21 protein-coding genes are annotated in these 20,992 nt (G+C 64.1%); 10 read left to right on the top strand and 11 right to left on the bottom strand.

All coding sequences use genetic code 11. The features are described 5' to 3' along the window. Nucleotides 1-105: 105 nt before the first annotated feature. The 3 genes from ttcA to FRZ40_RS12165 all read right to left on the bottom strand — a co-directional run bounded on the left by ttcA (nucleotide 106) and on the right by FRZ40_RS12165 (nucleotide 2,419). Nucleotides 106-1,119, bottom strand: coding sequence for a tRNA 2-thiocytidine(32) synthetase TtcA (ttcA, locus tag FRZ40_RS12175; RefSeq protein ID WP_147234246.1), 1,014 nt, complete (start codon nucleotides 1,117-1,119; stop codon nucleotides 106-108). A 3-nt stretch (nucleotides 1,120-1,122) separates the two neighbouring features. Next, nucleotides 1,123-1,515: a dihydroneopterin aldolase gene (locus FRZ40_RS12170; protein ID WP_028367423.1), complete on the bottom strand. Its 393-nt coding sequence runs from the start codon at nucleotides 1,513-1,515 to the stop codon at nucleotides 1,123-1,125. A 73-nt stretch (nucleotides 1,516-1,588) separates the two neighbouring features. Beyond that, nucleotides 1,589-2,419 (bottom strand): SDR family oxidoreductase, encoded by an 831-nt coding sequence (locus tag FRZ40_RS12165; RefSeq protein WP_147234245.1) that lies wholly within the window; start codon nucleotides 2,417-2,419, stop codon nucleotides 1,589-1,591. 13 nt (nucleotides 2,420-2,432) lie between these two features. On the opposite strand from FRZ40_RS12165, the gene FRZ40_RS12160 reads away from it, so the two are divergent. Together FRZ40_RS12160 and FRZ40_RS12155 are read left to right on the top strand one after the other, a co-directional pair. Further along, nucleotides 2,433-3,626 carry a class I SAM-dependent methyltransferase gene (locus FRZ40_RS12160; RefSeq protein WP_147234244.1) on the top strand — a complete coding sequence of 398 codons (1,194 nt, stop codon included), beginning with the start codon at nucleotides 2,433-2,435 and terminating at the stop codon, nucleotides 3,624-3,626. A 15-nt stretch (nucleotides 3,627-3,641) separates the two neighbouring features. Beyond that, entirely contained in the window at nucleotides 3,642-3,836 is a 195-nt protein-coding gene (locus FRZ40_RS12155) for a DUF2905 domain-containing protein (RefSeq protein WP_028367420.1), read from the top strand. 15 nt (nucleotides 3,837-3,851) lie between these two features. On the opposite strand, the gene FRZ40_RS12150 is transcribed toward FRZ40_RS12155, so the two are convergent. From FRZ40_RS12150 to FRZ40_RS12135, 4 genes are all read right to left on the bottom strand, one after another. After that, complete coding sequence (locus FRZ40_RS12150; RefSeq protein WP_147234243.1) at nucleotides 3,852-5,111, bottom strand: multifunctional CCA addition/repair protein; 1,260 nt, start codon at nucleotides 5,109-5,111, stop codon at nucleotides 3,852-3,854. Next, the gene (locus FRZ40_RS12145; protein ID WP_028367418.1) at nucleotides 5,108-5,755 is read right to left on the bottom strand and encodes a glutathione S-transferase family protein; all 648 of its coding nucleotides are present in this window, start codon (nucleotides 5,753-5,755) and stop codon (nucleotides 5,108-5,110) included. The genes FRZ40_RS12150 and FRZ40_RS12145 overlap by 4 nt, the downstream gene beginning before the upstream one ends. Nucleotides 5,756-5,787: 32 nt before the next feature. Next, complete coding sequence (locus tag FRZ40_RS12140) at nucleotides 5,788-6,744, bottom strand: complex I NDUFA9 subunit family protein (protein WP_028367417.1); 957 nt, start codon at nucleotides 6,742-6,744, stop codon at nucleotides 5,788-5,790. A 95-nt stretch (nucleotides 6,745-6,839) separates the two neighbouring features. Next, entirely contained in the window at nucleotides 6,840-8,813 is a 1,974-nt protein-coding gene (locus FRZ40_RS12135) for a lytic transglycosylase domain-containing protein (RefSeq protein WP_147234242.1), read from the bottom strand. Nucleotides 8,814-8,844: 31 nt separating this feature from the next. Between FRZ40_RS12135 and FRZ40_RS12130 the strand changes: the two genes are divergently transcribed. Then, nucleotides 8,845-9,456: a 5-formyltetrahydrofolate cyclo-ligase gene (locus tag FRZ40_RS12130; protein WP_147234818.1), complete on the top strand. Its 612-nt coding sequence runs from the start codon at nucleotides 8,845-8,847 to the stop codon at nucleotides 9,454-9,456. Between the two features lie 189 nt (nucleotides 9,457-9,645). Further along, the gene (locus FRZ40_RS12125; protein ID WP_338048145.1) at nucleotides 9,646-10,884 is read left to right on the top strand and encodes an IS4 family transposase; all 1,239 of its coding nucleotides are present in this window, start codon (nucleotides 9,646-9,648) and stop codon (nucleotides 10,882-10,884) included. 802 nt (nucleotides 10,885-11,686) lie between these two features. Here FRZ40_RS12125 and FRZ40_RS12120 read toward each other — a convergent pair. Further along, nucleotides 11,687-12,199: a winged helix DNA-binding protein gene (locus tag FRZ40_RS12120; RefSeq protein WP_107204249.1), complete on the bottom strand. Its 513-nt coding sequence runs from the start codon at nucleotides 12,197-12,199 to the stop codon at nucleotides 11,687-11,689. A 202-nt stretch (nucleotides 12,200-12,401) separates the two neighbouring features. Here FRZ40_RS12120 and pxpB point away from each other — a divergent pair, with 202 nt between their 5' ends. From pxpB to FRZ40_RS12090, 6 genes are all read left to right on the top strand, one after another. Further along, the gene (gene pxpB / locus FRZ40_RS12115; RefSeq protein ID WP_147234240.1) at nucleotides 12,402-13,055 is read left to right on the top strand and encodes a 5-oxoprolinase subunit PxpB; all 654 of its coding nucleotides are present in this window, start codon (nucleotides 12,402-12,404) and stop codon (nucleotides 13,053-13,055) included. After that, complete coding sequence (locus tag FRZ40_RS12110) at nucleotides 13,052-14,104, top strand: 5-oxoprolinase subunit C family protein (protein ID WP_147234239.1); 1,053 nt, start codon at nucleotides 13,052-13,054, stop codon at nucleotides 14,102-14,104. The genes pxpB and FRZ40_RS12110 overlap by 4 nt, the downstream gene beginning before the upstream one ends. Nucleotides 14,105-14,120: 16 nt before the next feature. Beyond that, nucleotides 14,121-14,873, top strand: a complete 753-nt coding sequence (gene pxpA / locus FRZ40_RS12105; RefSeq protein WP_028367411.1) for a 5-oxoprolinase subunit PxpA — start codon at nucleotides 14,121-14,123, stop codon at nucleotides 14,871-14,873. Between the two features lie 356 nt (nucleotides 14,874-15,229). Continuing rightward, the gene (locus FRZ40_RS12100) at nucleotides 15,230-15,997 is read left to right on the top strand and encodes a DUF969 domain-containing protein (protein WP_147234238.1); all 768 of its coding nucleotides are present in this window, start codon (nucleotides 15,230-15,232) and stop codon (nucleotides 15,995-15,997) included. Then, the gene (locus FRZ40_RS12095) at nucleotides 15,994-16,950 is read left to right on the top strand and encodes a DUF979 domain-containing protein (RefSeq protein WP_028367409.1); all 957 of its coding nucleotides are present in this window, start codon (nucleotides 15,994-15,996) and stop codon (nucleotides 16,948-16,950) included. The genes FRZ40_RS12100 and FRZ40_RS12095 overlap by 4 nt, the downstream gene beginning before the upstream one ends. A gap of 224 nt (nucleotides 16,951-17,174) precedes the next feature. Further along, nucleotides 17,175-17,777, top strand: a complete 603-nt coding sequence (locus FRZ40_RS12090) for a tetratricopeptide repeat protein (protein WP_028367408.1) — start codon at nucleotides 17,175-17,177, stop codon at nucleotides 17,775-17,777. On the opposite strand, the gene FRZ40_RS12085 is transcribed toward FRZ40_RS12090, so the two are convergent. From FRZ40_RS12085 to FRZ40_RS12075, 3 genes are read right to left on the bottom strand one after another with little or no spacing between them, the layout of a single operon-like run. Next, on the bottom strand, nucleotides 17,771-18,973 hold the full coding sequence (locus FRZ40_RS12085; RefSeq protein ID WP_147234237.1) for a TraB/GumN family protein: 1,203 nt from the start codon (nucleotides 18,971-18,973) through the stop codon (nucleotides 17,771-17,773). The two genes, FRZ40_RS12090 and FRZ40_RS12085, sit on opposite strands and share 7 nt — an antisense overlap. After that, the gene (locus FRZ40_RS12080) at nucleotides 18,966-19,991 is read right to left on the bottom strand and encodes a peptide ABC transporter ATP-binding protein (RefSeq protein WP_147234236.1); all 1,026 of its coding nucleotides are present in this window, start codon (nucleotides 19,989-19,991) and stop codon (nucleotides 18,966-18,968) included. Before FRZ40_RS12080 ends, FRZ40_RS12085 begins: the two co-directional genes overlap by 8 nt. Beyond that, a complete protein-coding gene (locus FRZ40_RS12075) occupies nucleotides 19,988-20,992 on the bottom strand; it encodes an ABC transporter ATP-binding protein (RefSeq protein ID WP_028367405.1) in 1,005 nt (334 codons plus the stop codon). The genes FRZ40_RS12080 and FRZ40_RS12075 overlap by 4 nt, the downstream gene beginning before the upstream one ends.

Here is a 20,992-nt window from a genome sequence, read left to right as displayed (position 1 = left end):
AGTGGGCGATTCTAGCACGCTGAATGTGACTGCAACGTGGCCCGAAAACTCGGCATCACCCCGCAAATGCCTGTTTTAAAAGGCTTTGCGGGGTGGGGCGATGTGTCAAATATCGTCGAACTGAACGAAGGAAATCGTTTGCGATGCTTGCTGCGTCTCGTTCGATGCGGAATCGGCGGAACACGGTTCTTCATCGAAAGCGATATCGCCTTGCGGATCGGCTTCGCCCGTCGCACGCAGCGACGCGAACGGAAAAAGCTTGTGATCCATCAGATGCGACGGCACGACGTTCGTCAATGCATTGAACATGTTGTCGACGCGGCCCGGGAAACGCTTATCCCATTCGCGAATCAGCGCCTTCATTTCCGCGCGTTTCAGGTTCGGCTGGCTGCCGCACAGGTTGCACGGAATGATCGGGAATTGACGCAGTTCCGCGTATTTCTCGAGATCCGTTTCCTTCACGTACGCGAGCGGACGGATCACGACGTTCTTGCCGTCGTCCGATTGCAGCTTGGGCGGCATGCCCTTCAGCTTGCCGCCGTAGAACATGTTCAGCAGCAGCGTCTGCAGGATGTCGTCGCGATGATGGCCGAGCGCGATCTTGGTCGCGCCGAGTTCGCCCGCCACGCGGTAGAGAATGCCGCGGCGCAGACGCGAGCACAGCGAGCACGTGGTCTTGCCCTCGGGCACGAGCCGCTTGACGATGCTGTACGTGTCCTGATTCTCGATGTGAAACGGAATGTCGAGCTTGCTCAGATACTCGGGCAGCACGTGTTCCGGAAAGCCCGGCTGCTTCTGGTCGAGATTCACAGCGACGATGTCGAAGTTGATCGGCGCGCGCTCGCGCAGCCGCATCAGGATGTCGAGCATTGCGTAGCTGTCCTTGCCGCCCGACAGGCACACCATCACCTTGTCGCCTTCCTCGATCATGTTGAAGTCGCCGATCGCCTCGCCGACCTGGCGCGCGAGGCGCTTGAACAGCTTGTTGTTCTCGTAGGCTTCTTTCTGCTCGCGGCGCGTGAGCGCGCGCTTGCGCTCGCCGGCTTCGGTTTCTGCGCCGTCGGCGGGGGCGTTGGCGCTCTTCGCGTCAAGGCCCGTCAGGGTTTCGGGAGCGTTCATCGCTCAGTCCTCTTTGATACGGAAGACTTCGACGCCCACGGCATCGCAGTCGGGATAGACATCGGGCTTTTCGGTCGACAGGCGCACGGCGCGCACCTGCGGATGCGCGATGAGCGCCTTCGCGAGGTCGTCGCAGAGCGTTTCCTGCAGATGGATATGCCCCTGGCTCACGCGCTGCGCGATCGTCGAGCGCATGAAGTCGTAGTCGACGACTTCGCGCAGCTTGTCTTCGACGGGCGTCGATTGCGCGAGCGGCACGAACAGTTCGACATTGATCACCACGCGCTGCTCGCCGCGCTTTTCGAAATCGTGCACGCCGATGTTGATGTGCACCTCGTAATCGCGCAGAAAGAGCCGGCGGCAATCAGCAAGCCGGGGATGAAGCAAGGCGGACATGTTCGTTCCAGTACAAAAGTTGCTGCATTAGTTGCAATTGGGCGCGCTTTGGCCGCGCCGGTGGGGGCGCCGTCTAGCGGTCGGCGCCCGTCAAAAACATCACATCGCGCGGCAGCGGCACCAGATGCTGGCCGCCGTCGACTACCAGCGTCGTGCCCGTCACGCCGTGCGCGTCCGCGAGATACAGCGCCGCCGCGACGAGATCCTCGATGCGCGACGCGCGGCCGAGCGGCGTCACCTTGTGCGCGGCCTCGAAGCTCGCCGCCGTCTGATCGCCGGATTGCAGCGTCAGGCCGGGCGCGAGCCCGACGACGCGCACCTTCGGCGCCAGCGCCTGGGCAAGCGCGACGGTCGCCGTGCCGAGCGCGGCCTTGGACAGCGTGTACGACAGGTAATCCGGATTCATGTTGTACAGCTTCTGGTCGAGCACGTTGATCACCGACGTGCGCAGCGCTTCGTCGTGCCGCGCGTCTTCCGACGTGACTTCGTGCAGCATCCGCGCGAGCACGAGCGGCGCGCCGAGGTTGATCGACGTCAGGTGCAGCAGCTTCGTGTAGCCGACGTCGAGCGCCGTATCCTCGTCGAACAGCGACGCATTGTTCACGATGCACGACGGACGCCCTAGCGCCGCCGTGCAATCGGGCACGAGCCGCTCGACTTCCGCCTCGACGGACAGGTCGGCCTTCAGCGCGACGGCCCGCCGCCCGAGCGCGGCGATTTCCGCGACCACGCCGTCGGCCTGTTCCTTCGACGAGCCGTAGTGCACCGCCACGTCCCAGCCCGCCGCGGCGAATCCGACGGCGAGCCCACGGCCGATCCGATGCGCGGCGCCCGTGACGAGCACGGTGCGGGCGGGCCGGTCAGGCTGGGCGCGGGCGGCGGAGGTATCGTTCGAGACGGTCATTTACAATGCGGGGATGAATCCGAAAGCTCACCAACCCGATAGTTTACCTGCTCCCGGCCCGACCGCGCTCGCGCAGTCGGAAGCGCTGGTTTCGCGGATTCGCGCGGAGATCGACGCAAACGGCGGCTGGATGCCGTTCGATCGCTACATGGAGCGCGCGTTGTACGCGCCGGGACTGGGCTACTACAGCGGCGGCGCGATCAAGTTCGGACGCCGCGCCGAGGACGGCAGCGACTTCGTGACGGCGCCCGAACTGTCGCCGCTGTTCGCGCAAACGCTGGCGCGGCCCGTCGCGCAGGCGCTCGAGGCGAGCGGCACGCGTCACGTGATGGAATTCGGCGCGGGCACGGGCAAGCTGGCGTCGGGCTTGCTCAATGCGCTGTTCGAACTGGGCGCGCCCTTTGACACCTATTCGATCGTCGATCTGTCGGGCGAATTGCGCGAGCGTCAGCGCGAAACCATCGAGGCGCATGCGCCCGCGCTCGCCGCCCGCGTGCGCTGGCTGGACGCGTTGCCGGAACAGTTCGAAGGCGTCGTGATCGGCAATGAAGTGCTCGACGCGATGCCCGTGCGGCTCTTCGCGCGCAACGGCGGAACGTGGCACGAGCGCGGCGTCGCGTCGCAAGACGGCGCGCTGCGGTTCGAAGACCGCCCCGTTCAATCGACGCACGATGAGGCTTTCCTGCGCGATCTGGGGATCGAAGGCGGCGAGGACTACGTGACGGAAACCCATGAAGCCGCCCTCGCCTTCACGCGCACCGTCTGCACGATGCTCGCGCGCGGCGCGGTGTTTCTGATCGACTACGGCTTTCCGCGTCACGAGTACTATCACGCGCAACGCGCGCAGGGCACGCTGATGTGCCACTACCGGCATCGCGCGCACGGCGATCCGTTTCTCTATCCGGGCTTGCAGGACATCACCGCGCACGTCGAATTCACGGGCATCGCCGAAGCGGGCGTCGATACGGGCGCGGATCTGCTCGGCTATACGTCGCAGGCGCGCTTTCTGATGAACGCGGGCATCACGGATGCACTGAGCACCATCGATCCGTCCGACATCCCCAACTTCCTGCCCGCCGCCAACGCGGTCCAGAAGCTGCTGTCGGAAGCGGAGATGGGCGAGCTGTTCAAGGTGATCGCGTTTTCGCGCGGTATCGACGGCACGCTCGACGCCTTCGCGCGCGGCGACCGCACGCACACGCTCTGAATCGAGGCACACACGATGATCCGCTGGCTGCTGACTACGTTCATTGCGGTGGCCGTGCTGTCGGCTTGCTGGCCGTGGCTGCGCAAGCTCGGCATCGGCAGGATGCCGGGCGATGTCACGCTGCGGCTGTTCGGAAAGGAATACCCGTTTCCGTTCATGTCGACGCTGGTGCTGTCGATGCTGCTTTCACTGATCGCCCGGCTGCTCTGATTGACCGCTTCTGAATCAGGCGTCGTCCGGGTCTGACGGCGCTTCACCCAGCGCCTGCGCCACCGCGCGCACGCGCTCGCGATGCACGGCGTCCTTGATCTTCGCCGGATTGTTTTCATACGACTTCGCGACGGCGCCCGCATCGACGGCGCGCGCCGCGACGAGCGCCTGACGCACACGCTCGGCCTGCGGATAGGCGTTCGCCTCGAAGCCGAGCCGGCCGCGCGCGTCGGCTTCGCAGGCCTGAAGCGCTTCGGCGAAACGCGCCGGCTTGCGCAGCGCGTCGCTACGCTCGAAGAGCCGCACGATGCCCGCCGCCTTCGTCTGCGTCACGCGATGAATATTGCCGTGCTCGCGCGCCACCAGCAGCGCGAGATCGCGGCATTCGTTCGGCACGCGCAGACGCTCGCACAACGGCTTCAGCAGATCGACGCTGCGCCCTTCATGACCGATGTGACGCGGCAACACGTCTTCGGGGGTGGTCGCCTTGCCGAGATCGTGCGTGAGCGCGGCGAAGCGAACGGCCAGCGCGTAGTTCTGCGCAGCCGCGTGATCGACGACCATCATCACGTGCACGCCCGTATCCACTTCCGGGTGATAGTCGGCACGCTGCGGCACGCCATAGAGCGCGTCGACTTCGGGCAGAATGCGCGCGAGCGCGCCGCAGTCGCGCAGCACATCGAACATCCGCGACGGCTTCTTCTCCATCAGGCCGCGCGACACTTCCTGCCACACGCGTTCGGGCACGAGCGCATCCACTTCTCCCGCTTCGACCATCTTGCGCATCAGCGTGAGTGTGTCGGGCGCGACGGTGAAACCGGTGAAGCGCGCCGAGAAGCGCGCGACGCGCAGAATCCGCACCGGGTCTTCGAGAAACGCATCGCTGACATGGCGAAAGACGCGGTGCTTCAGATCTTCCTGGCCGTTGAACGGATCGATCACAGGTCCGATCAGCGCGCCGTCGGGCGTGACTTCGCGCGCCATCGCGTTGATCGTCAGATCGCGGCGCGCGAGATCCTCTTCCAGCGTCACATCGGGCGCGTAGAAAAACTGAAAACCGTGATAACCCGCCGACGTCTTGCGCTCGGTGCGCGCGAGCGCGTATTCCTCGTGCGTGTCGGGATGCAGGAAAACGGGGAAGTCCTTGCCGACGGGACGAAAGCCTTGCGCGATCATCTGCTCGGGCGTCGCGCCGACCACCACGTAATCGCGATCCTGCACGGCCATGCCGAGCAGTTCGTCGCGGATCGCGCCGCCTACTGCGTAGATATTCATGCGCAAACGTCGTACTTGGCGATGTCGTGCGCTTCGCGCAACGAATCGCTGATCCATGCGGCGACGGCCGGCTGTTCGGTCACGCGACGCGCGTACGCGGCGGCCGCTTCCGACAGTTCCGGCTGCCACGTGTTGAAGCGCATCACAACGGGCGCGTACATCGCGTCGGCAATCGTGAACTCGCCGAACAGGAACGGGCCGCCGTACGTGTCGAGACACTCGCGCCAGATCGCGTCGATGCGCGCGATGTCGGCAAGCGCGCCGGGCGTCGCGCCCTTGCCCGGAAACGACGCGCGAATGTTCATCCACATGTTCGCGCGCAGATCGCCGAAACCCGAATGCATCTCCGCGCTGATGCTGCGCGCACGGCCACGCGCGACGGGGTCGCGCGGCCACATCGCGTGCTCAGGGTAACGTTCGGCGAGCGTCTCGCAGATCGCGAGCGAATCCCACACGGTGACGCCGTCGTCCGTCGACAGGCCCGGCACTTTGCCCGAAGGCGAATGCGCGAGGATCGACGCTTTCGTCTGCTCTTCGGCGAGCGGAATCACGATCTCTTCGAACGCAATGCCGAAGTGCTTGAGCACGAGCCACGGCCGCATCGACCACGACGAATAGTTCTTGTCACCGATAACGAGTTTCATGCTTCACGATAGAGTGGGTTGAACGGCACAGTTTAACGGCCCGCGCTCGCACGGAACGCGTTGAAGCGCGAACGGAACGACGAGCCCGTCAGATACACGGGCGCGATGGTTTCGATGCTGGCGGGTTCGATATCGAGTTCGGGCGCGAGCGGCGCGCTCAGTACGGCGTCGATTTTCATCGAGTCGAGATTGTCGCGCGACAGCACGGGTTCACCGGGTGCGAGTTCGAACGACAGCGCCTGCAGCCGGGCGAGCGAATCCGGCAGCCGGATGATGCGCGCGTGCTTGCCGATCACCTCGCCGCAATAATCGACGAGCGCTTCGAGCGTATAGACGGACGGACCGCCGAGTTCATAGGTGCGGCCCGTCGACGCGTCGAGGTCGAGCACGTTGACGATCGCTTTCGCGACATCGCCGACAAAGATCGGCTGAAAGCGCGCGCCCGCTTTCGCCAGCGGAATCACCGGGAACATGCGCTGCAGGAACGCGAACTTGTTGAGGAACTGGTCTTCGGGACCGAATACGACGGAAGGACGAAAGATCGTCGACGCGAGCATCGACGACGCGTGAATCGCGCGCTCGCCGTCGCCCTTCGAGCGCAGATACATGCTCGGGCCGCGCGGGTCCGCGCCGATCGCGCTGATATGGATCAGCCGGTGCACGCCCTTGCCTTCGCAGGCGGAAACGATTTTGGTCGGCAGTTCGACGTGCGCTTTCGCGAACTCCGGCCCGTACGGATCGCCGCGATGCCCATGCAGCACGCCGACCAGATTGACGACGGCATCCGCGCCTTCGACGAACCGCGCGAGCTGGATAGGATCGAACACATCGGTTTCGACCACATCGATGGGAAGCAGCGTGAGATGCCGCGCGTTATAACGGCGCCGGGTGGCGAGGCGCACCGTCTTGCCGAGTTCGACAAGCGCGTTGACGAGGTGACTGCCGATAAAGCCGGAACCGCCGACGATCGCGATGGTTTGATGTCGCATTTTTCGACTCCCTGATGGAAGCCGCGGCAACGGCTGAGGTTCGAATGCCGCCGCTTGCGTAATGGGTGATCACGCGGCGGCGGCATGGCGCATCGTTACTGCAACGGCTGGATATAACCCAGACGCGCCTTCAGCGATTGCGGGCGGCCTTCGAACAACGCCGCATAGTAGACCGTGTTGGACAGCACGTTCTTCACGTAGTCGCGCGTTTCCTGGAAGGGAATCGCCTCGGCGAAGATCGCGCCTTCGACACCGCGCGGCAACGACGCGCGCCAGTTGCGCGGACGGCCCGGACCTGCGTTGTAACCCGCTGTGGCGAGCACGGCGGACCCGTCGAACTCATTGTAGATCATCGACAGATAGTTCGTGCCGAGCAGGATGTTCGTGTTGATGTCGTTCATCTGCGCACGCGAGATCGTGCCCAGACCGATTTTCTTCGCGACCAGTTGCGCCGTGCCCGGCATCAGCTGCATCAGCCCGCTCGCGCCGACTTCCGAGCGCGCGTTCATGATGAAGCGCGACTCCTGACGGATCAGACCATAGGCCCATTCGACATCGAGCCCGTTCGACTGTGCATCGCGCTCGACGATATCGCGGAACGGCGACAGGAAACGCAGCGAGAAGTCGTGCTCGGTCTTCGTACGATCGGCCGTGTTCACGGCGCGGTCATACAGTTCGATACGGCGCGCGTACTCGGCGGCGGCGATCAGCTGGCGGTCGGTCATGCTGCGCAGAGGCCAGTTCCATTCGCGGTTGCCTTCCAGCCGCAGATTCAGCTGATAGAACTTCTGCGCGAGCGCGAAGCCCGGCGTGTTGCCCGCCTGCTGCACTTCGGCGTCCGTGACCGTGGTCTTCGGCGGCACGACTGTTTTCTGGCCGAGTTCTTCGCCGGCCAGCTGGCCGTAGAAGTTGTATTGCTGGGCGATCGACTCGAATTCCTGATTCGCCGTCGTCACATCGCCTGCGGCCTTCAGCGCGCGCGCGTGCCAATACGCCCACGAGGGTTGGCTGCGCAGCGAAGGCGGCATTTGCTCGATCGACCAGCGCACCATCGTCCAGTCGCCGGCGAGCAGCGCGACGCGCGTGCGCCATTCGTAAGCTGGCGTGGACAGCGGCGCGTTCGCCGACAGCCGGTACCAGTCGACGGCGCCCGGCATCTGCTTCGCCGCCGCCTGATACGCGATCGTGCCCCAGCCGATCGCGCGTTCCGGCGACGTCAGCGACGGCGCGACCGAGCCGAAGGTTGCCGCGGCCATCGCGGGATCGTTGCGGGCCATGCGCGTGATCGCGAGCAGCGCGAGTTGATGCGATTGAGGATCGGCGCCGACGCCGCGCGCGAGCAGCAGCGGCGGTGTAGTTGCCGCCTGATCGAACAGCGTCGGATCAGGGCGGTTGTTGCCGAGCGCGTCGACGAGCTTCGCGCCCGTGCTGGTCTGATTCTGTTCGTACGCGAGACGGATCTGCTGCCAGACGTCGTCGGTCGAGAACTGCTGGTTGATGGCGAGCGACGTGATCAGGTCGACACAGCCGTCGCCGTAGTTGCGCGGATCGACGAGCAGCGCGCGTGCTGCGTCGGTGACGTTCTCGCCTTTCGCCGCGCGCGATTCGAGCGCATAGCACTTGACCTGCGTGTCGTCATTCAGCACGAAGCGCGCGTATTGCTGGTCGAAGTTGCGCCAGTCGTGACGCGCGCCGAGCACGACGAGGTAGTCGTTGCGCATGCGGTCCGCGATGGCCTGGCCGTCATAGCGTTGCAGGAACGACAGCACGGGCGCGTCGTTGGCGTCGATGCGTGGATGGCCCGAGCCGTCGAACAGCTGCGGCTTCAGCTGGAAATATTCCAGATACGAAGGTGCCGGGTAATCCGGAATCATCGCCGCGAGTTGCGCGGCTCGGCCTGCGTCGTTGTTGCGCGCTGCCTCGCGCAACTGCACGAAAATCTGGTCGTCGTTGGTAAGTTGGGAAAGCTGGAGCGGCTTGACGGCGGAGGCCGTGCTGCACGCGACGAGTGCCGCCGCGGCGAGCGCCAGACTGGCCGCGCGATATACTCGGAAGAGGCGTTTGGACATCGTTATTTCTAGAGCGTTTCTGGAGCGCGAATTGAACTCAAGCATAGCATGCAACCCCGGCGCGAAATCGAAAAAGGAACTGCGCGCGACACTGCTGGAAGCGCGTCTGCATGCGGCTCGCGACGCATCGAACAACGATGCGCTGAGCCGTCGCGTGCTTGATGCGTTAACGGTCTATGCGCCCGCAAGTGTAGGGTTGTACTGGCCTTTATCTGGTGAGTTCGATATCCGCGATGCGATCGGCGTGTGGCTTTCGGGTGATGGTGCGCGGCGCGCTGCTTTGCCGGTAATCACGGGGCGTAGCGAACCGCTCGAGTTTCACGTATGGACGCCGGATATGCCGATGCAGGTCGGCGCACACCGGATTCATGAGCCGACTTCCGGCGAGGTCGTCGTGCCGGATCTGCTGTTCGTGCCGTGTGTCGGGTTTGATGCCGATGGGTATCGACTTGGATATGGTGGCGGGTACTACGACCGCACACTTTCTCGCTTTCGCGCTCAGGGTGGCAAGGTGCCTGTTACCGTCGGTGTTGCGTATGAAGCGTGTCGTACAGATGCGCTTTTGCGCGAAGCGCACGATATTCCGCTCGATGCTGTGATTACCGATGCTCGGTGGTATCCGGCGTCCTTAGGCGGACGGTGATTGGGTTGTGGTTTGGTTTGGTTTGGTTTTGTCTTGTTGCTGGCATCCGCGATTTCGTATCCGTACTTCATGCGTTGCCCCTGTGCGGGGCAATGCTCTCAACTTAAGCGTCAAAGCGCTTGTAAACGAGGCATTGCCCCTGTAAACTTGATTGCATAACTCCCTGATAAATCAACGATATGAACTCAAATACCAGCTTCCTCGAGGCTTCTGGCTGAGTTCTCCGAATTCCTGTTCGATCCGGCGCTCGCCGATCGCGTGCGTCGTTCTCCTACCGCCTTTACCCGTAATCGCACACTGACCTTGCCGCGCATGGCTGCGCTGATGATGCCGGGCATGTGCGCAAGCGTGCAGGCCGAACTCGATGCGCTGTTTGGCGCGCTGGATAAGCGCGGCGGCCAGACCCGCGCGGTCAGCGCACAGGCGTTTAGCAAGGCGCGTCGAGGGTTGTCGGCTGATCTGTTCGATCTGGCCCGCGCTCACCTGATTTCTCTGGCTCAACCCCATATCGAATCGATGCGCTGGAACGGCCTGAGGCTGGTCGCCGCTGACGGCAGCCGTCTGCGCGTGAGCACCCGCCGGGGCCATGAACTACGCGCCGATCACTACGTGTTTGCGCTGTTCCTGCCGGGCCCCGAACTGACGTTGCACGCCGCGCTTCACTCCGCCGACGGCGCCGAGCGCCAGATGTTGTTTGAAGCGCTGGATGTGCTCCAGCCGTGTACCGATCTGCTGCTACTTGATCGTGGCTTTATCGGTAACGCGATGGTGGCCACGCTGACGCAGCGCGAGATTGCGTTCTGCATGCGCGTCGATACACATAACTGGAAGTGCGTCACCGACTTCACCCGCAGCGGCGAAGCCGAGCGCATCGTGACGCTACAAGCGCCTTGCGAGCAGGATGCCCGCGACTATGAACTGGCCCGTACACCGAGCACCGTGCGCCTGATACGGGACCTCACGCCCAGCGGTCGCGTGCGTGTGCTGATGACCTCACTGCTCGATGGCCAGCGTTATCCGGCGGCGTCTTTCGGCGCGCTCTATCATCAGCGCTGGCGGGTCGAGGAAGCGTTCAAGCGCCTCAAGCACCGACTGCGACTGGAGGCCGTGACGGGGCTGGATTACCTGGCATTGCAGCAGGATCTGGGCGCAAAAATCCTCGCCGACAACCTGTGCACCTTGCTCAGTGATCTGGATGTCTCACACGATAATGTCTGTGCCAGCCGCCCTAACCGGGTGTACGCACGCGGCGTGCTCAAGCCCATTCTCGGTGCGTGTCTTCTACGCGTGCGCCACTGTCTGGAAGGCCTCGCCACGCTGCTTGCGCTCATCCATCAGAACCGATGTCGCATACAGCCCGCGCGTTCATATCCTCGACCACCCGGAAAAACCAAGCCCCATTGCCATCTCACGTACAAGTTCGCCTGATGGAATGGGGCTTAAGTTGAGAGCATTGCTGTGCGGGGCGGCACTTACTTTCTTTGCCGCCGCAAAGAAAAGCAAAGAAAGCGGGCTAACCCCGCCAGTCCTAGTCGCTGCCTGCGGGCCCCCAGCGGGTCCCGCACTCCAGACGGCATCACACTTTTCCACGCGTGTTGCCAGCGCCTTGAACAGGCACATCACCCACTCCACTCACCCGTAGCGCAGCCAGCGGCAGCGAACGGTCTGCGCCGCCCAGGTGGCAAACGGTGTGTAGGTTGTCGCGCCGTACGCGTTGGCGCTCCTACGACACCGATCCCGCTTTTCAGTCCGGAGTGATGCACTTTCGTCGGGATGGCCTACACACAGTTTGCCACCTGGGCGGCCGTGGACTTCTGCTAACGCAGTCCGTGACGTGGGAGTGTGAAGTGGGGGATGCGAATCCAGGAGCGCGGGCAACGAGCATTGGGTAGCTCGATGCCGCGTGGAGTGCGGGACCCGCTGGGGGCCCGCAGGCGAACACAAGAACTGGCGGGGTGAGCGGCTTTCTTTTGCCTACTTTTCTTTGCCGCACCCAAACCCTGACCATCAGGTGTCAACGATGTCCCCGTACATGTGTCAACCATGTCTCCAGTCTGTACACCGCTGCAAAGAAAAGTAGGTGCCGCCCCGCACAGGGGCAACGCCTGAAGCACCGATACGAAATCGCGGATGCGACCCACGAAATCGCGGATGCGACCCACGAATTCGCGGATGCCAGCGAAGAAAAAACAAAAAGCAAGGAATGGCGACTAGCGTCGCAGACAAAAAACTACAAAGAAGCAGCGGCCCGCGCAGCGGTGTCATAGAGCCCAGAAGCATTCCGCATCAACTGCGCGGCCTCGCCGATTTGCTCATTGGTGAGCCCGCTCTCTTTCAAAGTCGCGATGAGGCAACTCTCGCGCACCTCCCGATACTTCATACACAAATCGCGCCCCGCCTGCGTCGCGGAAAAGAACACTTCCTTGCCGGTCTTTTCGCTTTTTACATACCCTCTAGCTACGAGCTTCTTGAGCGCATAAGTCGCCACGTGCGTATCCTCGATGTTCAGCACGAAGCAGATGTCGGCAATCTTCTTGCGTCGCTCCCGATGACTCACATGATGCAGCAGCGATACCTCAATCGCCGTCATGTCCTTGTCCCCGGCCGCCGCCATGCAACGGACCATCCAGCGGTTGAACGCGTTGCTCGCCATGATCAGTCCATATTCCAGTTCGGACAATTCCGCACTGGACTCAGAAACAAGATGTTCCGATGAGACGATTTTGGTCGGGTGACGCGCCATGGTGATTTTTCTTAGGTAAGCGTGATGGTTGACCGAAGTGTACGACTTCCATCCGACGTGCGCGAGCCTGGGGACATCGCTTATTGATAATTTGTCGATATTTTATTGAGAATGTACGCTATCGCGAGAAAGCAGCCGAACACATTCGTCGGATGAACGTGCTGCAACTCGCCCAACCCAGGAACGATGACACCAACCCGCGATGACTGAAGCCCGGATCTTCCCGCTCGGCGACGCCGCCCTCGTCTGCGAGGCGCCGCCGCCTGCCACGCTCGATTGCCAGCGCCGCGTATGGTCGGCCGCGCAGGCCGCGCGCGATTGGCCGCACGTGCTCGAAGTCGTGCCCGGCATGAACAACCTGACCGTGATCTTCGATCCGCTCGAAGCCGATCCCGACGAGTTGTCGGCCAGGCTCAGAGCTGCCTGGGACGGCGCCAGCGCCGCGCCCGCCGAAGGCCGCGAAGTGGAGATTCCCGTGCAGTACGGCGGCGAGTACGGCCCGGATCTGAAGGCGGTCGCCGATCACACCGGCCTCACCGTGAAGGACGTCGTCGAGCGGCATGCAGGGGGCCACTACATCGTATTCTTTCTCGGCTTCCAGCCGGGCTTCGCCTACATGGGCGGGCTTGAAGAAGCGCTGCACGCGCCGCGCCGCAGCGAGCCGCGGCTCGAAGTGCCCGCCGGCTCGGTCGGCATCGGCGGCGCGCAGACGGGCATCTATCCGGCGACGTCGCCCGGCGGCTGGCAACTGATCGGCCGCACCGCGCAGAAACTCTTCGACCCGTCGCGCAATCCGCCCACGCTCCTGCAACCGGGCGATCGCGTCCGCTTCACCATCGCGGGGCTACACGCATGATCGACGTGATACGCGCGGGTCTTCTGACCACGATCCAGGATCTCGGACGGCATGGCTTCCGCCATCTCGGCGTCGCGATGTGCGGCGCACTCGACCGGCTGTCGCTTGAAGTCGGCAACCGGCTGGTCGGCAACCGGCCCGATGCCGCCGGACTCGAAATCACCTTCGGCCCGACCGTGCTGCGCTTCCCGCGTGCGACGCGCGTCGCGATCACGGGCACCGACTTCGGGGCGACGCTCGACGGCAGGCCCGTCTATTCGTACTGGAGCCTGCCCGTAAAGGCCGGCCAGGAACTGACGCTGAACGTGGCGAAACGGGGGATGCGCGGCTACGTGTGCATCGCAGGCGGTATCGACGTGCTGCCGATGCTCGGCTCGCGCAGCACCGATCTGCAAGCGGGCTTCGGCGGGCTCGGCGGCCGTGCGTTGCGCGACGGCGACCGGCTGCCCATCGGTGCGCCGCGTGCGGGCGCGGGTTCCGGCTTTTCGCCCGACGCGCCCGAGTTCGGCGTGAAGGCGCCCGCGTGGTGCAAGTTCGTGCTCGTCGACGAACCGACGCGGCGCGGCCGGCATCCGTCGGGCGTCGCGTGGGCGCCGCCCGTTCGCGTGCTGCCCGGCCCCGAGTACGAGAGCTTCACGGCCGACGCGCAGCAAGCCTTCTGGAACGACGAATGGCTCGTCACGCCAAACAGCAATCGCATGGGCTACCGGCTGTCGGGCACCGAACTCAAGCGCACGAACAAGACGGATCTGCTGTCGCACGCGGTGATGCCCGGCACGATCCAGGTGCCGCCGAACGGCCAGCCGATCATCCTGATGAGCGACGCGCAGACCACGGGCGGCTATCCGAAGATCGGCACCGTGATTCACGCGGATTTGTGGAAGCTTGCGCAGGTGCGCCTGAACGGCGCGGTGCGCTTCATTCCGACCACACCTTTCGAGGCGCGTCAGGCGCTGATCGAAGAACGCAAATACCTGCGGCAGATCGACGCCGCTATCGGCATGCATGAAGAACGCTGCGCGCGCCTAGCCGCGCCCGCAGCGGTGTAAGACCAGCGAGGACATCATGGAAATCGATTTGAACGCCGACCTCGGCGAAGGATGCGGCTCCGACGAGGCGCTGCTCGATCTCGTCAGCTCGGCGAATATCGCGTGCGGCTGGCACGCAGGCGGACCGAACGCGATGCGCGAATGCGTGCGGTGGGCGGTGCAGAAAGGCGTGTCGATCGGCGCGCATCCGAGCTTCAACGACCCGGAAAACTTTGGCCGCAAGGAAATGGATCTGCCTGCGGGCGAGATCTACGCGGGCGTGCTGTATCAGCTCGGCGCGCTGTCGGCGATTGCCCAGGCGGAAGGCGGTCGCATCGCGCACGTGAAGCCGCATGGCGCGCTCTATAACCAGGCCGCGCGCGATCCGAAGATCGCCGATGCCATCGTGTCGGCCGTGCATGACTTCGATCCGTCCGTGGCCGTGTTCGCACTCGCGAACAGCGGACTCGTGACGGCTGCGCGCAACGTCGGCCTCGTTGCCATCGAGGAAGTGTTCGCCGACCGCGGCTATCGCGCGGACGGTTCGCTCGTGCCGCGCAAGGAGCCGGGCGCGCTGCTCGAAGACGAAGACGAAGTGCTCGAACGCACGCTGACGATGGTGCGCGAACAGCGCGTGCAGGCCGTGAGCGGCGAATGGGTGCCGCTCAACGCGCAAACCATCTGCCTGCACGGCGACGGCCCGCATGCGCTCGCGTTTGCACGCCGCATCCGCAATGCGCTCGAAGCGGCGGGAATCGGCGTGCACGCGGCCAACGCGGCGCGCGTCTGATTCGCGGATTTGCTCAGGCGCCCGCTCATGCACTCGCTCATGCACTCGCTCATGCACTCGCTCAGGCACCCACTCAAGCAGCAGTCGACGCCCCGCTTTTCGCGGGGCGTTTGCCAAACGCAACACCAACAGTTGCCAACGGCTTTTTGACGCATCAGAAGTTCGGCAGTACCCGATGTAGTACCCCGGCAGCATCGCAGCACATGCAGCACCCGCAGCAACGACAGGGAAGTACGCGAGGCGGCCGCAGAAGCCGCACGCAACGAGGGCAACCGGGCCGACACGCATCGCCCGGCTTCATTAAAGTTCGCCGCCACGAGCGGTGTCCCAATGCAGGACCACCTCTGGAGATCTAGATGCAGTCAACCGTCAACCTATGGCCGCTCATTGGCGTCGCGGTCATCATCGTCGGCTTTGTATTGCGCTTCAATCCGATGCTGATCGTGGCCGCCGCCGCCGTCATCACCGCGATCGCCGCGCATTTTCCGCCCGACAGAATTCTCGCTGCGATCGGCAGCGGCTTCATCAAGACGCGCAACATTCCCCTCATCATCCTGCTGCCGCTCGCGGTCATCGGCCTGCTCGAACGGCACGGGCTGCGCGAGCGCGCGCAGACGTGGATCGCGAGCATCAAGGCGGCAACGGCCGGGCGTCTCCTGATCGTGTATCTGCTCGTGCGTGAACTGACCGCGGCCGTCGGCCTGACGGGTCTCGGCGGGCATCCGCAGATGGTGCGTCCGCTGATCGCGCCGATGGCGGAAGGCGCGACGGAAACGCGTTTCGGCAAGCTCAGCGACGCCGTGCGCTACAAGCTGCGCGCGTTCTCGGCGGCGACGGACAACGTCGGCCTGTTCTTCGGCGAGGACATCTTCGTCGCGTTCGGCGCGATCGTGCTGATGGTCACGTTCCTGAAGGAAGCGGGCATCACCGTCGAGCCGATCCACGTCGCCGTGTGGGGCATCCCGACGGCCATCTGCGCGTTCCTGATTCACGGCTTCCGGCTGTACCTGCTCGATCGCAAGCTGGAGCGCGAGCTGCGCGGCAACGTTGCAAACACCAACAACAACGCGACGGGCAAGCCCGCCGCGCATTCCGCCACGTCGGCCACCGGGGACGAAGCATGACACTCACCATCAACTATCTGTTCTGGCTGCTCGGCATCGTGCTGCTGGTGATCGGCGGCATGATCGTCACCGATCGCGACCATCCGCGCCGCTTTACGGCAGGCGGCTTCTGGATCATCTATGCACTTATCTTCCTGATCGGCGACAGGCTGCCCGTCGAACTGGTCGGCGCGCTCGTCATCGTGATGGCGCTGATCGCGGGCTTCGGCGGCGTGACGGCCGCAAAGCCGAAGGTGCTGTCGGAAGCGGCGCGCAAGGCGAGCGCCGAGCGTCTGCGCAACAAGCTCTTCGTCCCCGCGCTGACGATTCCCGTCGTCACGGTGATCATCACGCTGACGGCGAGCCATCTGGTGTTTGGCGGCACGCCGCTGATCGAGCAGAAGAACGTCACGCTGATCGGCTTCGGCATCGGCTGCGTGATTGCGCTGGCGTTCGCCTGCGTGATGACGCGCGACACCGTCGGCCAGTCGATGAAGGAAGCGCGCCGCCTCGTCGATGCGCTGTCGTGGGCCGCCGTGCTGCCACAGATGCTCGGCATGCTCGGCCTCGTGTTCTCGGACGCGGGCGTCGGCAAGGCAGTTGCGCACGTGACCACCGCCTACATCAGCCTGGACTACCGGCTGATCGCGGTGGCCGTGTACTGCATCGGCATGGCGCTCTTCACGATGGTGATGGGCAATGGCTTCGCGGCCTTCCCGGTGATGACGGGCGGCGTCGGCGTGCCGATCCTCGTCAACGTGTTTCACGGCAACCCGGCCGTGATGGTCGCGATCGGCATGTTCTCCGGCTACTGCGGCACGCTGATGACGCCGATGGCCGCGAACTTCAACATGGTGCCCGCGGCGCTGCTGGAACTGCCCGACAAGAATGCCGTGATCAAGGTACAGATTCCGACGGCGTTGTCGCTGCTCGTCGTGAACATCTTCCTGCTCAACTTCCTGATGTTCCAGTAGTGCGGTTCCTGTAGCGCGTCTCTGCGGACGGCTCGCGACAGCCTGTTTTCAGGATTTGCGATCCGTTTGCATGCTACATGTCAAAAGGCGCACCGCGCTTTTTAGGATGCATCTGATAGTTTGGCCAAAGCCCCGGACCTAACCTGTGAGCGTCCCATCGTTCACAGGGTCCGGCGCTCCGAAGATCGGGCGCCGGCTCTTTCGAGAGTCTGGAGAGCAATGCCATGCAAGCGCAGTCCGCCGTCCCTTCCTCTTCCTTCGCCCGTCACACCGTCCCCGTCACGCTCGCGTTCGCACTCGAAGCGCATCGCGCCTGCCGTTTCCACGAAGCCGAATCGCTGTACCGCGAGGCACTCGACATCTGCCCGGACCATCCGCACGCGCTGCACTGCTTCGGCGTGCTGCTGCACCAGCGCGGCCAACATCAGGAAGCGCTCGACTACATCGACCGCTCACTCGAACTCGAGCCGGACGTTGCCGAATGCTGGAACGACCGTGGTTTCATCGCGGACGCGCTCGCCGACAAGGCGCTGGCGCTGCGTTGCTACCGTGTGTCACTGGCGCTCGATCCGCGCTCGCCCGATGCGCATAACAACATCGCCGTGGCGCTCGAAGCGCAAGGCAAACTCGACGAAGCGGTGCATCACTATCGCGAGGCATTGAAGATCGATCCGACGCTCGCCGACGTGCATCTGAATCTCGGCTCGGCGCTCGACCGCCTGATGCAGTTCGACGACGCCGACGAGCACTATCGCGCGCTGTTGTCGCTGAATGCGCGTACGGTCAATGTCTGTCTGAAGAATGACGGCTCGCCGGCGCGTCAATAAGGATCGACGACGAACCCGCGCTGCCGCAGAAGTTGCAGCACGCCTTTCTGTCCGCCCAGATGCAGCGCGCCGATCGCGACGAACACGGGCTTGTTCGGCGCGGAGATCGCGAGCATCCGGTTGACGAAGCGCCGGTTGCGCTCGAACACGATCTTGTTGTCGACCTGCGCGGAGATGCGCCTGTCGCGTGCGAGCTTCTCCGACTTCGCCGCTTCCCACGCAGCAATTGCATCGGCGTCGCCGACCCGCCACAAGCGGTGCAAGGTCCGCACGTCCGTGACATTTTCGGCGGGCGTCTGCACGAGATCCTGCGCGAGCATTTCGCGCTGCTGCGCCAGCGTCAGCCCCGTGAACGCGCGCATCTGTTCGGCGAGCCGTTCCAGTCCCACAACCCTCCCCTTCTGCCGCAAATACACGTTCTGCAGCTGCGCTTCCGTGCCGTATTCGGTTTGCAGGCCGGCGGAGAGGGAATCGTAGGTTTCGACCAGCAACGCGGCGAGCCACGGCCGCATCTTGCGGATTTCATCGAGCGCGGCGGGATTGCTGCGCAGACGCATCTCCAGCTTGTGCCACAACGGCTCGGGCAACAGCTTCGGCAGACATTGATACGAGCAGACGCCGTACTTCGACACGTCGTCCTGTGAGACGAGCAGATCGTCGGGCGACAGTTCGAGCGCAAGTGTGGGCGACGCGGCCAGCGCACCGAGAATCGGCGCACGGAACGGATGATTCGGCGGATAGTCGTTCGGATCGCCGACATGCAGCGTGCCGAGCAGATAGATCGTCGTCCTGCCGCGTGTCGCGACATAGAACGGCATACGCGCCGGTTGCGCGCGCACGGGACCGCTCGCGGTCGTACCGCTGGCGTAAGAAGGCGGTGGATTGAAACCTGGCAGCGTCGCGCGGGGCTGCGACGTGTCGCGCGGCACGGCGACGGCGGGACGGCCGGCCTGATTGGCCTGCGCGGCTTGCACCGGCGTGTTCGCTGCGGCGCCCGCGGCATGTGCCGGGGCGATCACATCGAACGCATGCAACGGCAAAAACGGGCATTGCGCCGCCACGACGAGCGCCGCGCCAACCAGCACGCGAGCAACCCACCGATACGAAGACACAATGCGCGCGCCGCTCGCATGCCTCGCATGCAAACGACGCGCGTGACGGCGCGTGTGACCACGCGCCGTCACCCCATCATGCATTCGTGTCTTCTCCCACCTCCTCGGCGCGATGACACGAGACCTGACGACCATCCACTTCACGTAGCTTCGGCTCTTCTTGTCGGCAACGCTCGATAGCATACGGGCAACGCTGATGAAACGTACAGCCCGACGGCGGATTGAGCGGCGACGGCATTTCGCCTTGCAGCTTGATCTGGATGCGTCGGTCGGCTTCGAAGATCGACGGCGTCGCGGACATCAGCGCCCGCGTGTACGGATGGCGCGGCTTGCTGAAGATGCGTTTCTTGTCGCCGAGTTCGGCAACGCCGCCGAAGTACATCACCATCACGTCGTCCGCAATGTGCTCGACCACCGACAGGTTATGCGAGATGAACACATAGCTCGTCTTGAACTCGTCCTGCAGATCCATGAACAGGTTCAGGATCTGCGCCTGGATCGACACGTCGAGTGCGGAGACGGGTTCGTCGGCGACGACGATCTGCGGATCGAGAATCATCGCGCGCGCAATCGCGACGCGCTGGCGCTGGCCGCCCGAGAACATATGCGGATAACGCTTCGCGTGCTCGGGGCGCAGGCCGACCGTGCGCATCATGTGCGCGATGCGCTCGGTGCGCTCGGTCGCGCTCAGTTGCGTGTTGATCGCGAGCGGCTCGCCGAGCGTCTGCTCGACGGTCTTGCGCGGATTCAGCGACGCGAACGGGTTCTGGAACACCATCTGCACGCGGCGGCGCAGCTGCGCGATCTTCTCGTGGCTCGCGCCCGCCACGTCTTCGCCGTCGATCAGCAGACGGCCGGACGAGGGCGATTCGATCATCGTCAGCTGGCGCGCGAGCGTCGATTTGCCGCAGCCGGATTCGCCGACCACCGCGAGCGTCTTGCCGCGATCCAGGCGAAACGACACGCCATTCAGCGCCTTCACGGTGCCGTGGCCGAACATGCCGCGCTTCACATCGTAGTGACGCGCGAGGTTGTCGGCGACCAGCACGTGATCGCCTGCGGACTTCGTATCGGAGCGCCGCGTTTCGGGTACTGCATTCATCGTGCGCCTCCGTGTTGAATGGCATCGCGAACCAGGTTCAGCGGCTTGATGCAGCGGACCTGGGCTGCCGCGTCGTGATCGGCCAGCGGCGCCAGTGCGGGCCGCGCCTTGTTGCAGTCGTCGACGACGTACTTGCAGCGCGGCGCGAACAGGCATCCTTTGGGACGGTCGTCGCGTCCCGGCACCATGCCCGGCAGCGCGGACAGCCGCACCGCGCCGACGTTGTGCTCGGGAATCGCCGCGAGCAGCGCTTCCGTGTACGGATGATGCGGCGCGGTGAAGATGTCGGGCACGCGGTTGGTTTCGATGACCTCGCCCGCGTACATCACGGCCACGCGCTGCGCGACTTCCGACACGACGGCCAGATCGTGCGAGATCAGCACGAGCGCCATGCCGCGCTCCTTCTGCAACTGCACCAGCAATTGCATGATCTGCGCCTGAATGGTCACGTCGAGCGCGGTGGTCGGCTCGTCCGCGATCAGCAGCTTCGGGTTGCACGCGACCGCCATCGCGATCATCACGCGCTGGTTCATGCCGCCCGACATCTGATGCGGGAACGTGTTGATGCGGTTCTTCGCGTCGGGAATGCCGACCTGGTCGAGCAGTTCGAGCGCGCGTCTGTTCAACGCATCGCCGCGCAGCCCTTCGTGCAGCTTCAGCACTTCCTTGATCTGATAGCCGACCGTGTAGCTCGGGTTCAGGCTCGTCAGCGCGTCCTGAAACACCATCGCGACATCCTTGCCGATGATCTTGCGGCGCGCTTTCGGCGACGCGTTCAGCAGATCCTTGCCGTCGAACGTGACTTCGTCGGCCGTGACCTTGCCGGGCGCGTCGATCAGGCCCATCAGCGCCATCATCGTCACGCTCTTGCCCGAGCCCGATTCGCCCACGACGCCGACCACTTCGCCCGGCGCCACGTTCAGATTGATTCGATCCACAGCGGGCAGACCGCCGAAGTTCACCGCCAGATTGCGGATGGTCAAAAGGTTACCGTTGCTCAT

The organism is Paraburkholderia azotifigens, assembly GCF_007995085.1.
Taxonomy (GTDB): Bacteria; Pseudomonadota; Gammaproteobacteria; order Burkholderiales; family Burkholderiaceae; genus Paraburkholderia; species Paraburkholderia azotifigens.
This window is presented reverse-complemented; position numbering and strand designations above follow the sequence as displayed.